This window comes from Paenibacillus sp. FSL H3-0457, from assembly GCF_037981725.1.
GTDB classification, from domain to species: Bacteria; Bacillota; Bacilli; order Paenibacillales; family Paenibacillaceae; genus Paenibacillus; species Paenibacillus amylolyticus.
Genome location: NZ_CP150283.1, coordinates 288448 through 302517 on the forward strand (window position 1 = coordinate 288448; position 14070 = coordinate 302517).

A 14070-nucleotide genomic window follows, 5' to 3' on the forward strand; every position below is an offset into this window, starting at 1 on the left:
CACAAGGAAATGAGATCAGGCTATTGAAGCTGAATCTTCATTTCCATTCCCTTGATGAATTGATTATCTTTAACCTCTTCAGCGAAGTCATCCTTGATCTCAAAAGGTTTCACTATCAGGTATTTCACATCTTTGGAAGTCGTAGCATACATGCGCTCGGATGTTATTTGGTTTCCCTCATAGATGCCCTCGCCGCTAAGTGAGGTCAGTTGCCGCCCTTGATCATCATAGACCGCAAATCCGATGTGACTCAGCTGTTCCTGCTCTTTTGACGTAAGAGTATTCTTATCATTCAAACTGATAACAGTAGTTAGGCGAGTGGTGACAGGGGTAACCTCAGCTTCCGTAACAGCGGCCGTATACAGATCGTTGGTCATGGCTGTGTTAGGCAGAACCCGATGAATGTTATCTGTTGATTTGGTAAATGGAACCGTCAGCTCGAACTCATGATCAATACCCTGCAATGTCAATTGAACTTTGGCGTCAAACTGATCCGGCCAATGTGCCGTTCCCTGATCGGAGGAAATGACCTGCTCAAAGAGCAGTGTATCTGGCTGCGTTTCTCCTACCGAACTATAGAACAGTCCACTATTCGGACGGGTCCCGTCGACTTTGAAAAAGACATTCTCAATTCCGCTGCTCAGTTTCACGATGTCCTTGCCATTGTCATATTCGCCATGATTCAGATTAGGCGCAGTGAAATGAACCAGAAACGCAGCACGTGTACCATCATATACCGCTTCAAGCACTTCGAGTTTCACATCCTGGTAAGCGACCTTGCTGTTAACAGGGGTAGTCAAGCCTTCGTTGCCCGCCGTTCGCAGACCCATATCAGCTTCTATCGAGCTGAAGAGGCTGCCCACGAGTGGAATATTGCGCAAGGAGGCAGCCATGGCCGGTGATACAAAGCCGGATGCAAATACGGTCACGCCCAACACTCCGGCTGCGATCGTCGCAGCTGCAGCCTTGTGCCATCGCTTGTTCCGGCGACTGGAGCGCAAAGTCTGTTCCGTTTTCAATGTGTCTGGCGACACCGGCAGAGATTCCAGTGTGGCATCAATCCGGTTACGAACGAGTTCAGACATCAGGGGACGCTCCTTCGCTTGGTTCTTTAATTCCTGATCGATATTAAACGGGTTTGACATGTAAGTTTACCTCCCGAAAATTTTTGAATTTCTGATATAACTCCTGCCTTGCCCGAGTAAGTCTCATTTTCACTGCACTTTCGGAAATATTGAGAGCATCGGCGACTTGACGCAGGGACAGGTCCTCAAAATAATGCAAAACGACAACAATTCGTTTCGATTCCTCCAGACGGTCTACCGCTTCTCGCATATCGACCTCATCGTAGGGACTGGAATGCTCCCGCTTTTCTGAAGGTACTTCCGCATAAGCGGTGGAGAGAGAGCGGCGGGACAGCATCGTGTTACATTCATTGATGAGGATGCGAAACAGCCAGGTTTTGAAATACCGGGGTTCCCGGAGTGTATGCACCGATTTGTATGCGTTCAGGATTGTCTCCTGAATGGCATCGGCCACGTCCTCCTCTTTTCGCAGCATGGATTTTGCCGTATTGTACAAAGAGTTTTCAATGTCTCGAATAAGCCGGATAAAGGCTTCACGATCTCCTTGGATGGCCTGGTTAACGAGATCGGTTGAACCCATGGATAACAGCTCCTTTCGTATTGGAGGGATGAAGCCAGCACTTGGCTGGTTTTTATATGAATTAGACTGGCGAGTAGGGCATATGGTCACATTTACTTTTTATAGTTTTAAAAAAGGGCGTTGTTATATCTGACGTATCGGGTCTCTGCGTTCCCTTCAATGATAAGAGAGGTTGATTTTTCCCTAAGATTGGATGATTGACTTTTTCGAAAACAGCACTATAATAAACTTATATTCATAACACGGACTGTTACTGGGGAAACCAGGCATGACCGAATTCGATTGCTTTACTGTAATCGCTTTCGGTCTTTTTTTATTTTTGTTGGGGGGTGAGAACATTGAAGGTTATCAAGAAAGTAAACAATAACGTAGCCATCGCTATTAATGAACATAACGAAGAGGTTTTTGTCGTAGGTAAAGGGGTCGGATTTCTGAAAACGCCCTATGAGCTGACGGAGACGGACTTGGTGGAAAAAATATTTGTAGCACCAAAGAACATCCGTATGTATGACCTGCTGAACAGTATTCCGATTGAGGATATTTATCTCGCGGAGGAAGTCATCAAGCTGGGCAGTCAGATCCTGAATAAAACATTTAACCCGAATCTGCTTCTCACCCTGTCCGACCATATCAGTTTTGCTTTAACCCGAACCAGAGAAGGTATCCGTATCAAAAATCCGCTGGAATGGGAAGTGCGGACACTCTATCCGGACGAGACCCGGGTGGGGGAGGCTGCGCTGAAGCTGATTCAGGAAAAAACGGATATCGCTCTGCCAACAGCCGAAACAACACTGATTGCTCTGCATTTTGTTAATGCACAGGTGGGCTCTGGAGAGATGACGGATACCACGAAGGTAACCACAGTTACGGGCGAGATCCTGTCCGTGATCAAATATGCGCTCAAAATTGACTTTCAGGAGGATTCCATCCATTTCATGCGTTTTGCCACACATATCCGGTATTTCATTCTGAGGCAGATGAGCGGTAAGTCGCTCAAGGATGAGAATGAATCGCTTTTCCTGATGGTGAAGGAGAAGTTTCCGAAAGAACTGGCTTGTGTGGAGAAGATTGCTGACTTCCTGAAAAATAATTACGGCTGGACCTGTTCGGATGATGAAAAATTATATTTGATCTTGCATATTCAACGATTGATCTCAAATGAACCAACGGAATGAACTAGTGAAGGAACTAACCGAATAATCCATATTGGACTGTTACTGATTCGATCAGGCATGACCAAGCGTAGGGAATGACGATTCCCCGGCTTGGTCATTTTTTATATATCCAATTTATTCATGTAGAGGAGAAGGGTCATGAACAACAAAGACTTGGCTAAAAACGTACTTGATCTCGTTGGCGGCGAGCAAAATATATCGGGTCTGACACACTGTGCAACCCGTTTGAGATTCGTATTAAAGGATGATAACAAAGCAGACCTCAAGGCGCTGGATCAGCTCGAAGGCGTGCTCAAGGCACAAAATTCCGGTGGACAGGTTCAGGTTGTTATCGGTGCTAAAGTAGACGCGGTATACAGTGAAGTGAAGAATCTAACTTCTGACAAGATTGGCGAGCTTACAGAGTCTACAGACAGTGGGCCGAAAAAGAGACGTAACCCCGTCAATGTAGTGCTTGAAACCATCGCAGGTATATTCACGCCTGTTCTGCCAGCACTTGTTGGTTGCGGGATGATCAAATGTCTGGCTACCGTTATAACTGCAATGGGTTACCTGGAAGGCTCCGGCTTCCTGACGATCATTAACATGATCGGGGATTGTATTTTCTACTTCATGCCATTCTTCCTGGCTGTTAGTGCAGCAAATCGTTTCAAAACCAATCCCTATTTGGCGGTAGCTCTTGCTGCGGGGCTGATGCACCCAACCATTTTGAACGCTGCGGCTCAGATTGCTGAGACGGGTGTAAACAGTATTGATTTTCTCGGCATGCCGATTCTGTTGATGAAATATTCCTCTTCCGTCATTCCAATCATTTTGGCGGTATGGATTATGAGTTATGTGTATCCGATCGTCAATCGAGTGATTCCCAAGTTTCTACAGGTCCTGCTTACCCCAATGATTGTTTTGTTCATTATGATTCCAGTGGAACTGATCGTGCTTGGCCCAGTAGGATCATATATCGGTGACTGGTTGACCAACGGCATTAACTCATTGTTCTCAACCGCAGGTGTTCTTGCAGGTGCGATTCTTGGATTTTTCAAACCGATCATGGTCATGTTTGGTATGCACTATGCCATCATGCCGATTCAGGTTCAACAAGTGGCTACCCTGGGTGCAACCGTGCTGTTACCAACGGCACTGGCAGCGAATTTGGCTCAGGCTGGAGCAGCCTTCGGTGTGTTTGTCCTAACGAAGAGTAAAACGATGAAATCAGCGGCTGCTTCGAGTGGATTCACCGCTTTGTTCGGGATTACCGAGCCAGCGATCTATGGTGTAACGCTAAAATACAAACGTCCGTTTTTCGCAGGTTGTCTGGCAGGAGGATTAGTTGGTGGATTCTACAGCTTGGTGCATACAACAGCGAATGCAATTTCACTTCCAGGTGTATTGGCAATTGGCACGTATTCCTCTGATCGTTACATGTATGTCGTTATTGGTTGTATTGCCGCAGTTGTACTCGGGTTTGTGTTCACGCTGTTGGCTGGCATCAAGGAAGATACAGATGGAAATAAATCGCAGCAACAAGCTACGAATAAAGTAAATAGCAATCAAACAGCCGTTGCCACAGAGGCAACTACAGCGTCCGTATCATCACTGACATCCACGTCTTCTGACATGCTTATCGTTAGTCCAATGACAGGGGAGATCAAACCGATCTCTGAAGTGGAGGATCAAGCGTTTGCCCAAGAATTGATGGGTAAAGGCATTGCAATCGTTCCGACAGATGGCAAGGTATATGCTCCATTTGACGGGGTAGTCGAAGCGCTTTATCGCACCAAACATGCTATCGGATTGAAAGCTGCGAATGGTGTCGAGATCCTGATTCATATCGGAGTGGATACCGTCAGTCTGAAAGGGAAATATTTTAACGCCCATATCGAACAGGGACAGACAATCACGGCTGGGGATTTATTAGTGGAGTTTGATCCAGAAGGCATTACGTCAGCAGGATATAACACGATTACATCGATTGTGGTAACCAACATGCAACAGTACGGAGATGTGCTGACTACAGCGACCAGCGGCCCGATCCGGGAGAGTGAACCTTTGATCAAGCTGATTCCGTAAGAACTGCTCATCTTTTCATTAAGCTACAAGTTACAAGCTAGATGGTCTTAATAACACGTAATAACAGGAGGAAACTAAAATGACGAAATCCAATTTTCCAAAAGATTTTTTATGGGGCGGTGCACTGTCTGCCTGTCAGGCCGAGGGAGCTTATAATGTGGACGGCAAGAGTCTGACCATCCCTGAAGTTATGAAATTTAACGAGAAGAACGACCGCAAAGTGACCAAGCAGATCAGAGTGAATTGGGAGATGATTGAAGAGGCCAGGAATGACCCGGATACAGTTAAATATCCCAAGCGCCGGGGAATTGATTTTTATCATTCTTTCCGTGAGGATATCGCCTTGTTTGCCGAGATGGGATTCAAAGTATTCCGTTATTCGATTTCATGGGCCAGAGTATTTCCAGGTGGCGACGATGCCGCTCCGAACGAAAAGGCACTAGAGTTCTATGATCAGGTTATTGATGAATGTCTTAAACACGGTATGGAGCCCCTGATCACCATCAGTCACTTTGATACGCCAATTGTACTGATGGACAAGTTCGGAGGATGGTATAACCGCAAGCTGATCGATCTGTATGTGAACTATTGTGATGTGCTGTTTAATCGCTACAAGGGCAAAGTGAAATATTGGGTGACATTCAACGAGATCAATATGAGCGTGAAAGCATCGGCCAAAACGCTGGGAATCATTGATTATGATGCTCCAAATTATGAAGAAATGCTGTTCCAGGGGCTGCATCATCAATTTGTAGCTGCGTCCAGAGCAACCAAGATGGCACATGAGATTGATCCGAATAACCAGATCGGAAGTATGGTGGCTTATTTTACAACGTATCCTTACACTTGCAAGCCGGAGGACGCACTCCAGATGCAACAGGATGATCAGATGAAAAATCAGTTCTATCTCGATGTGCTCAATAAAGGCGAGTACCCTTACTATAGTAAAACGTATTTCAAAAACAAGGAGATCCAGCTGAATATCGAGGACGGCGATCTGGATAGCATTAGTGCACACACGGCTGATTTCGTGGGGATGTCGTATTACAACTCGATGATTTCCAGCAGTGATACGGAGCAGCTCGAACTAACGGCAGGTAATGTACACAGCGTATATAAAAACCCGCATCTGCCCGCTAACGAGTGGGGGTGGCAGATTGATCCGATTGGCCTGCGGTATACGCTTAATCTCGTCTATGATCGGTATCAAAAACCTGTCTTCATTCTGGAGAATAGCTCAGGTTTCTACGATAAACTGAATGAAGACGGAACGATCAACGATCCTTACCGGATTGATTTCCTAAGCAAACATATCGAACAGATGGGACTCGCCATTGCTGATGGGGTCGAGGTGTTGGGATACACGATGTGGGGACCAATCGACATGATCAGTTCAGGGACCTCCGAGATGAGCAAACGGTACGGATTTATCTACGTCGATCAGGACGACTACGGCAATGGTACGCTGAAAAGATATCGTAAGGATTCCTTCTTCTGGTATCAGAATGTGATCCGTACCAACGGAGCAGAACTGTAACACACCATGAACATTTTGGGTCGTATCAAAAAAATACCCGGCGGCTTGCTGATTGTTCCTATGCTGGCTGCCGCGGTCATCAACACGGTGTTTCCATCATTTTTTCAGATCGGAGATCCAACAACAGCGCTATTCACATCGAAAGGTACCATGGTGCTGATCGGTATGATTTTACTGATATCAGGAACACAGCTTAACTTGTCACAGCTTCTGGTGACTTTGAAGAGAGCAGGAGTGCTCTGTATCTCCCGTATCCTCATCAGCTGCCTGTTCGGATGGGCGTTTGTACACTTTTTTGGCATAAGTGGGGTCGGAGGAGTTTCTGCGGTAGCTTTCATTGCCGTTCTGACCAGTTGTAATCCGGGATTATATCTGGCCTTGATGAACACATATGGAGATGATGTGGATCGTGCTGCGTTTGGCATTCTGAATCTGATCGCCGTACCGGTTATTCCGGTTATGATATTGAATTCGGCAAGTGGCGTCGGTATCGATTATCTCAGTGTACTTGCTACGCTAGTACCTTTCTTGATCGGGATACTACTTGGTAACCTGGATAGCAACATACAAAAGATGTTTGCTCCGGGAACACTGATTCTGCTACCTTTTCTAGGTACAAGCTTTGGGTCCAATATTGATCTGCGTATTGCATTTCAGTCCAGTCTGTCCGGCTTGCTGGTCACAGTGTTATTTTTGCTGATCTGCATGTTGCCGCTCATTGGAATCGATCGCACGATATTAAGACGGCCCGGTTACGCAGCGGCTGCGACATGTTCGGTTGCTGGATTATCCATGGTGGTGCCTTCGATGGCTGCCGGGTTCAATCCGGCGTATGCACCATATGTAGACACAGCTATCGCTCAGATTGCGTTTGCCGTGATCCTGACGTCGGTGACCGTGCCTTACATCGTGAAGCGTTTGGCTGGAGGAACAGCAACGGAAGCTTCTGCTTCGACAAATCACTAGAAAAAAACAGCATGTGTTCTGTCAGATTATGACGGATCACGTGCTGTTTTGCTTTGTACATCTATATGATCTCCTGGGGGAGGAGAGGGATCGATCGGTTTATTTTACAGACCCAGCAGTTGTTTAACACTTTCAGCTACAGCTTTGCTCGATTGCGGATTCTGTCCTGTGACCACGCGGCCATCTGTTGTGACATAGGAACTGAAGGCAGCAGCTTTATCATATTGTGCAGCGCGTTCTCTCAACGCATCTTCCAGCAGGAAAGGAACATACTCGGTTTGTTGAGCCAATGTTTCTTCTTCATTCGTGAAGCCGGAAACGGTTTTGTCGTTGATCAAAAGCAGGCCGTTGGACAGCTTCACATTCAACAGGGCTGTAACCCCGTGGCACACGCCGGATACAACGCCACCTTTTTCATAGATATCACGAGAAAGCTCTTGAAGTTCGGCATTGTCCGGGAAATCCCACATTGTACCGTGACCTCCTGTGAAGTAGATTGCATCGTAGTCACTCGCGTTTACTTCGCTAGGTTTCAACGTATTTTTCAATTGGTTCATGAACATTTCGTTCTCGAAATAGGCTTTGGTGCTCTCATCCAGAGAGTCGCCCAGACTTTTCGGATCAAGAGGTACGTTCCCGCCTTTAGGGCTAACCAGATCGATCTGAACATTGTCATTATGGTCAAACTCTTCAATAAAATGAGTTGCTTCGCTCAGCCACAAGCCAGTAGGCTCGTCCTTTGTTGCGTACTTATCTACATTTGTTAGAACAACCAGTATCTTTTTCATATTAAAACCTCCCGTAAAATATATAACATAAATTTATAATAAATATCACAAAATTAAATTGTGTAAAATATATTATTAAATATAACATAACCATTTTCTAAAGTAAAATCATGAACGTATCGTCGATCTCCAATGTGACTTTTCAAGCGTAGGAGTAAAGAACAATCTAGTCGTAGTAAATATGCCTGTAAGAATACACTTTTACTTATTATGCCCAGCTTAATTTACTCAAATTGTAAGCGGAGGTAGGCGTGTGTAAGGGGAAACGAAATTAATTCAAATTTGAAGTTAATTTGATTGTACAACTAGTTCTTTTGATTTAGAATGGCGGAAGATGCCAACAAAAAACTGGTACAAATTACATATATACTTGGAGGAACATTCATGAAACGTTCAGGCAAATTTTTCGCTTCAACAGTGGTTGCTGCTGTTGCTGCAGTATCCATCGTCTCTTCAGCTTCAGCGAGCACAGTTTCAGTCTCCAACATCTCTGGCGTAACACCTATCAACATTAGCAGTATGGATATCGAAACGGCTTTGATGATGGTTCAGAGCGAACGCGCCAAATTGCTGGATGCGCAATTGCAAACGCAAATCCAGGAAGTACAGAACCGTAATCAACAGATCGCGGAGTTGAACTCTCAATTGCAGGTAGCCCAGCAAAACGGGGATGAAGCAGCTGTTCAAAAGCTGAAAGGCCAAATTGATGCAGCAGGCAATTCCCAACAGATGGACATGCTTCGTCTGCAGTCCATGTCCAACAAGCGCAATGAAGCGTTTGATGTCATGACAAACTTTGTTAAAAAAATGCAGGATTCAAGATCTTCCATCATCGGTAACATGCGTTAAGAACGGATGATTAACTGCTGCAACAATACAAAAAGAGCGAAGTCGGAATTCAAATTCCGAAACTTCGCTCTTTTTGTGTTTCTCTTTTTTTATGATATATACCATCTAATCCAAGTTAGCCCGACCAGTCACGACGCCGAGTGAACAGATCCTGCAACTCGTCCGTCGACAATTCGGTAATCCAGTTCTCAGAGCTTGTGATGATGTTATCGCTGAGCTGCTGTTTGCTCTCCAACATCTCGTCGATCCGCTCCTCCAATGTGCCAAGAGAGATGAACTTATGCACCTGAACATCTTTGGTCTGACCCATCCGGTAAGCCCGGTCGGTGGCTTGATTCTCAACAGCAGGGTTCCACCAGCGGTCAAAATGGAACACATGATTGGCTGCGGTCAGATTCAACCCCACACCGCCTGCCTTGATGGACAGAATGAAGACGGACGGTTGCTTATCCTCAGACAATGTACGGGATTGGAATTCCTCAATCATACGATCTCGTGCCGTTTTGGAGGTACCCCCGTGCAGATACAGCACAGGCTCCTGCAACTCCTGACGCAGTACCTGTTGCAGCATCTGTCCCATACCGATATATTGGGTGAAAATCAGGCATCGCTCGCCCTCGTCCCGTAATTCGCGGACAAGTTCCATCAGTCGTTCCAGTTTTGCGGAGCGACTAATCAGCATCGCCATATCTTGCGGACTGTACAAGTCATAAGCAGATGTTAATGCGCTGTCTTCAGGCAGTTCCTCAGGCAAAGCCTCTTTGGTCAACAGCAGAGGGTGGTCACACAGTTGCTTGAGCTGGGTTAACGCCGATAGAATGGCACCTTTGCGCTTGATGCCTTCCAGCTCTTTCATTTTATCCATCAGGGCCTGCACGGACTGGTCATACAATGCACTTTGTTCGCCCGTAAGGTGAATGTAAGTCTTCATCTCATTTTTGTCCGGCAGATCAAGCTGGATATTGGGATCTTTTTTCTTACGGCGTAGCATGAATGGTTTCACCAATTGCTGCAGATCCTGCATACGCTGCTCATCTTTATCTTTTTCAATGGCACTGATGAAGCGAGTCTGGAATGCCCGGGCGTTGCCCAGATATCCTGGATTGATAAAGTCATAGATCGACCACAGCTCGGACAACCTATTCTCAATCGGCGTACCTGTCATGGCAATGCGGTGTTTCGCAGGGAAGCTGCGGACAGCCAGCGACTGTTTGGTCTGAGCATTCTTGATATTCTGTGCTTCATCGAGACAGATGCATGACCACGTATAGGTTTGTAACATCTCCTGATCCAGTGTAGCCGTAGCAAAGGACGTGATAATAATATCCACCTGCTCGGTCTGCTCCCGGAATTCTTCTCCACTTAATCGGCGTGCGCCATAATGCAGACTGACATTAATGGAGGGTGCGAAGCGGCTAATTTCCTTTTGCCAGTTGCCCAGTACGGAGGTTGGGCAGATCAGAAGAACCGGGGCTTGTCCCGGCTTACGTGGTTCATGATCCTTGATGTGTAACAGATACGTGATGAACTGAATGGTTTTCCCGAGACCCATATCATCGGCAAGACATGCCCCAAGGCCAAATCTGCGCAGGAAACCAAGCCATGCAAAACCTTCCTTCTGATACGATCGCAGCTCGGCATGAAGCCCTGTCGGAATGGGCAGGGAAGGTGCGCCGCCTTGTCCGCCCCCGAGTTGTGCAATAACCCGGTTCAGGTGCTCATTCAGTTCTACTTCCAGCCGAATGTTCTGATCATCCTGTGGTGGCTGCTCTTCCTCGGTTTGTTGTCCTTCCTTCCATTTCTGGTTGCGATATTCCCGTTGCTCATTGTGCAGCAGATGCAGGTGCAGAATATCCTGGAATGAGAGTCCCTGTTCCCGATCTACACCGCCCATGGCACGACGTATCTGTTCCAGCAGGTCGGGGTCGAGAGGAACCCATTCTCCACGGAAGCGAACCAGTCGTTCATTACGGGCAACAAGGTCGGCGAATTCATCTTCGCTGAGATCCGTGTCACCAATCGCAATTCGCCAGTCAAAATGAATAATCGAGTCCAGTCCAAAGAACGACTGTCCCCGTTCACTGCCTTCCTCCGGCTGTACCTTAGCACGCAGCTTTGGTTTCTTCTTACGGGCTGCTTCCCACCAACCAGGCAGCAGAACTTGCCAGCCCGCTGCGAGTAACCGCCCGCTATCCTGCGTCAGGAACTGCCAGGCTTCCTGATCTCCCAAAGGATCACTCAGCACATCCCGCCTACCACTAATGGAGCTTCCAAGACGCGGCAGATGTGCACGCAGCTGATCCAGCCATCCGGCCGAGCGATCCAGAATGAACGGTGTCCATACCTCTGGCCATTCCCCTTCAAGTCTGCCCCGTGAATCCAGCATGACGGGCACCAATACAGCGGCATCCAGCTTGTTCTGCAACACCAATCGCAGCCGCCAAGATGGCTCATCCTCGTCCGGCTCCTGCAATTGCAGCATGGGTCTGAATGGTGCGGCATCTGCTTTCCAGCCAATGGATACGAGCCAGGACTGAGCATCCATCCCGGCTGTCTTGGGTAGAGTGCCACGCTCTGGGAACAACTGCGGGAATTCACGCCGCAGATCCGTTGCAGCTTCTTCCGAACTGTACCAGCGCTGGAATACAAAGGCGGAATAGGCCGCCCCAAGTCCTTCGGCATAACTCTCGTCCGTTTGCTGAATCGCTTTGGTAAGCGATGCCCGATCCTGCTTTTTCAAGCTATCCGGGTCCCAGGTCCACTGAAGCTGTCCTGCACGGTATGCCTCGAAGCTAGGTACGTATTTTCGTTTCTCTATGGAGGATGCCAGTGCTGGAGCTAGTCGAATCAGATGTTCCGCTTGCTCGTCCCACTTCCATTCAATATGAAGCAGCGTATGCATCTCGGCAAAAAAGGGAATCACTTCTTCCGCAGGCAGAACAACCAGCTCAATCTCCTCAATCTGCCGAACTTCCAGTTCGGTCCCGTAGAAGGAAGGCGCATGCCAAGCGAACAATCGCTGCTTAAGCGACTGTCCCGGTACAAAGTGGTGTGTGTTGAGTGCTCCGTAAAACAAAGCATCGCCATATCCGGTTAAAGCGACGTGAACCTCAATCGTTTCAGTGTAAGGATGAATTAAGCTCATGAGATCAGTTTACCTTTCCGAAGCTCTTCCTGCAGGGCGCGCAGCCGACTGTTACGAACGGCGAGTGTGGTGATGAATTGCTCCCAGTGCGCTTCTTGCTTCATTTTTTTATAGATTTTGGACAGACGTTTCAACAGCTTCACCGCTGCTTTGTATCCGTCCCTGTTTTTGTGTCCGATATAACGCTCCACTGCCTGATGATAGAAGGGAAGCAGCAGCTCAGGTGCATCTTTTTCGATTGGTTGCAACATCGCTACGCGGAATTCGAGAGGTTCCGTTCCCGTACTCAGCTGAAAATCAATCCATCTGCGCCACTGTCCACGCGAATGCATAGCATCCTCGTAGGCGGGGCGGGAGTGGGGAAGCATACTGACAAGCGTGTCCCACATACGGTTCTCTGCATCGGGCAGATGTTGAATGGCCGTATCCCATAGATGCATGTAATCATTCAAAGGTGTATTACGCCGATTCGCCAGAAGGGGGCCAAGTTGTACCAACCAATCCCCAAGTCGCTTCCATTCAGCCGAATCTGCGAGTACATGGAGAAAATGCAACAGTTGTTCTGGCGGGAAGCCGTAGGCCGAGCTTCCATGGATGAGTCGCTGCCATGCCTGATCATCTTGCCCCAGATGGAAGTGCATCCAGCTCTGCGCGAGTATGAGTGGTAAAGGCAGTGTTACGGCTTTGCCTGGTCTATCACTACTACTTCCATTATTTTGAGCGCTACCCAAGACACTCCCACCTGACTGGGAAGGTGACGAAGCGGCGGTTATATTGCGTTCTATATCATCTAAGATGGCCTGTTCCGACACTAACATGTCCCGCGACCCTTGCAGCTCAGGTACGATCCAGTTCAACCACAGTTGTCGATAGATCGGAGTGAAGAACATCATGCTGGCTGTCTCAGGCATCATCTGTTTACGTAAATAAGCTGAGGTTTCAGACAGTCTGTTCCAAAGTTGTTCAAGCTTGTTTCCCTTTAGACCTGACAGGTCTAGTGGATGGTTAAAGATCCGTTCAATGTCTTTCTGAAGTGCATCCACCGCGAGCTGGGCAGGGTAGCTCAAGTACACGGGGGTATGAGTGATTGAATTACGAGCCGGCGGCACGCAGAATCGGATGAGGTGCAACTGCACATGTAGTTCAAAAAGTTGGTCCATTGCAGCGGACAGCCTTGGTTTAATGGCATACAGCTCGTCCGTTGCTTCCTGTACGTAGGATGTGCTTGCTGTGCCAGTACCCAGCCGTCTCAGACAGGAGTGGAATAGTTCGTGCCATTCCGAGATTTCGAGATCAGCAAGCTCTGTTGCACGTTCCTTGATCTGGCTGTATTGGTTGTCCGGAATGTCCATATCCTGTTGTTCATCGGCATCTGCATAGCTGGATATTCCTGCGGACATGGTCCCGACGGGTTTGGTCGTTTGTTTGAGTGCAGTACTGGAGTGCGCATTCACAATCGCATGCACAGGTCGCTCCAGTTGCTCGGCATAACTCATTAATACAGCCGTCATATGTTTGCATACGGAACTCACCGGGCAGGTACAATGACTTGTAGTCAGGAATTGCATGCTTAGTGTGACCTCGTACTCTTCCGATCCTTGTACAACGGCCGAGATCCCTGGTTGTTCGGAATAGGTTAATGGTCCGACACGTTTCTGTTTATAATATTGGAATCCGCGCATGATCGTCAGGTTATTAAAATGCTCTGCAACCTGCCTGATCAACTGTTGCCACTGCGCATCATCCATCCTCATGTTATTCGGTATGTTCATCATTCCATCTCCTGGGGTAAACATAGGTTCAGTAATCACCACGTCTATGACGTGATGTTGTAAATTTGTTGTATCCATCATATCAGTTATGAGCCAATCCGTGCAT

General features: G+C 47.5%; 10 protein-coding genes. 5 read left to right on the forward strand and 5 right to left on the reverse strand.

The annotated features are described in order from the left end of the window. Positions 1 to 20 precede the first annotated feature (20 nt). Positions 21 to 1145, reverse strand: a complete 1125-nt coding sequence (locus MHH25_RS01310) for a DUF4179 domain-containing protein (RefSeq protein WP_340018927.1) — start codon at positions 1143 to 1145, stop codon at positions 21 to 23. Beyond that, on the reverse strand, positions 1129 to 1665 hold the full coding sequence (locus MHH25_RS01315; RefSeq protein ID WP_124118256.1) for a sigma-70 family RNA polymerase sigma factor: 537 nt from the start codon (positions 1663 to 1665) through the stop codon (positions 1129 to 1131). Before MHH25_RS01315 ends, MHH25_RS01310 begins: the two co-directional genes overlap by 17 nt. A gap of 329 nt (positions 1666 to 1994) precedes the next feature. Between MHH25_RS01315 and MHH25_RS01320 the strand changes: the two genes are divergently transcribed. The 4 genes from MHH25_RS01320 (at position 1995) to MHH25_RS01335 (ending at position 7410) form a co-directional block, all read left to right on the forward strand. Further along, positions 1995 to 2840, forward strand: a complete 846-nt coding sequence (locus MHH25_RS01320) for a PRD domain-containing protein (RefSeq protein WP_235200849.1) — start codon at positions 1995 to 1997, stop codon at positions 2838 to 2840. Positions 2841 to 2978: 138 nt separating this feature from the next. Further along, a complete protein-coding gene (locus tag MHH25_RS01325) occupies positions 2979 to 4907 on the forward strand; it encodes a beta-glucoside-specific PTS transporter subunit IIABC (RefSeq protein WP_340018928.1) in 1929 nt (642 codons plus the stop codon). A gap of 79 nt (positions 4908 to 4986) precedes the next feature. After that, positions 4987 to 6444 (forward strand): family 1 glycosylhydrolase, encoded by a 1458-nt coding sequence (locus MHH25_RS01330; RefSeq protein ID WP_340018929.1) that lies wholly within the window; start codon positions 4987 to 4989, stop codon positions 6442 to 6444. 6 nt (positions 6445 to 6450) lie between these two features. Further along, the gene (locus tag MHH25_RS01335; protein ID WP_036616387.1) at positions 6451 to 7410 is read left to right on the forward strand and encodes a 2-keto-3-deoxygluconate permease; all 960 of its coding nucleotides are present in this window, start codon (positions 6451 to 6453) and stop codon (positions 7408 to 7410) included. A gap of 104 nt (positions 7411 to 7514) precedes the next feature. On the opposite strand, the gene MHH25_RS01340 is transcribed toward MHH25_RS01335, so the two are convergent. Continuing rightward, entirely contained in the window at positions 7515 to 8198 is a 684-nt protein-coding gene (locus tag MHH25_RS01340; RefSeq protein WP_127546516.1) for a type 1 glutamine amidotransferase domain-containing protein, read from the reverse strand. Positions 8199 to 8582: 384 nt separating this feature from the next. Here MHH25_RS01340 and MHH25_RS01345 point away from each other — a divergent pair, with 384 nt between their 5' ends. Beyond that, positions 8583 to 9047 carry a hypothetical protein gene (locus MHH25_RS01345; RefSeq protein ID WP_340018930.1) on the forward strand — a complete coding sequence of 155 codons (465 nt, stop codon included), beginning with the start codon at positions 8583 to 8585 and terminating at the stop codon, positions 9045 to 9047. Positions 9048 to 9162: 115 nt separating this feature from the next. On the opposite strand, the gene MHH25_RS01350 is transcribed toward MHH25_RS01345, so the two are convergent. Continuing rightward, on the reverse strand, positions 9163 to 12183 hold the full coding sequence (locus tag MHH25_RS01350; RefSeq protein WP_340020433.1) for a DEAD/DEAH box helicase: 3021 nt from the start codon (positions 12181 to 12183) through the stop codon (positions 9163 to 9165). Positions 12184 to 12188: 5 nt separating this feature from the next. Then, positions 12189 to 13967 (reverse strand): hypothetical protein, encoded by a 1779-nt coding sequence (locus MHH25_RS01355; protein ID WP_340018931.1) that lies wholly within the window; start codon positions 13965 to 13967, stop codon positions 12189 to 12191. Between the last annotated feature and the right edge of the window lie 103 nt (positions 13968 to 14070).

Bases quoted from the DNA above. Each gene is read 5' to 3' on its own strand.
- MHH25_RS01310 (WP_340018927.1), bottom strand. From the start codon at position 1,145: ATGTCAAACCCGTTTAATATCGATCAGGAATTAAAGAACCAAGCGAAG.
- MHH25_RS01315 (WP_124118256.1), bottom strand. From the start codon at position 1,665: ATGGGTTCAACCGATCTCGTTAACCAGGCCATCCAAGGAGATCGTGAA.
- MHH25_RS01325 (WP_340018928.1), top strand. From the start codon at position 2,979: ATGAACAACAAAGACTTGGCTAAAAACGTACTTGATCTCGTTGGCGGC.
- MHH25_RS01330 (WP_340018929.1), top strand. From the start codon at position 4,987: ATGACGAAATCCAATTTTCCAAAAGATTTTTTATGGGGCGGTGCACTG.
- MHH25_RS01335 (WP_036616387.1), top strand. From the start codon at position 6,451: ATGAACATTTTGGGTCGTATCAAAAAAATACCCGGCGGCTTGCTGATT.
- MHH25_RS01340 (WP_127546516.1), bottom strand. From the start codon at position 8,198: ATGAAAAAGATACTGGTTGTTCTAACAAATGTAGATAAGTACGCAACA.
- MHH25_RS01345 (WP_340018930.1), top strand. From the start codon at position 8,583: ATGAAACGTTCAGGCAAATTTTTCGCTTCAACAGTGGTTGCTGCTGTT.
- MHH25_RS01355 (WP_340018931.1), bottom strand. From the start codon at position 13,967: ATGATGAACATACCGAATAACATGAGGATGGATGATGCGCAGTGGCAA.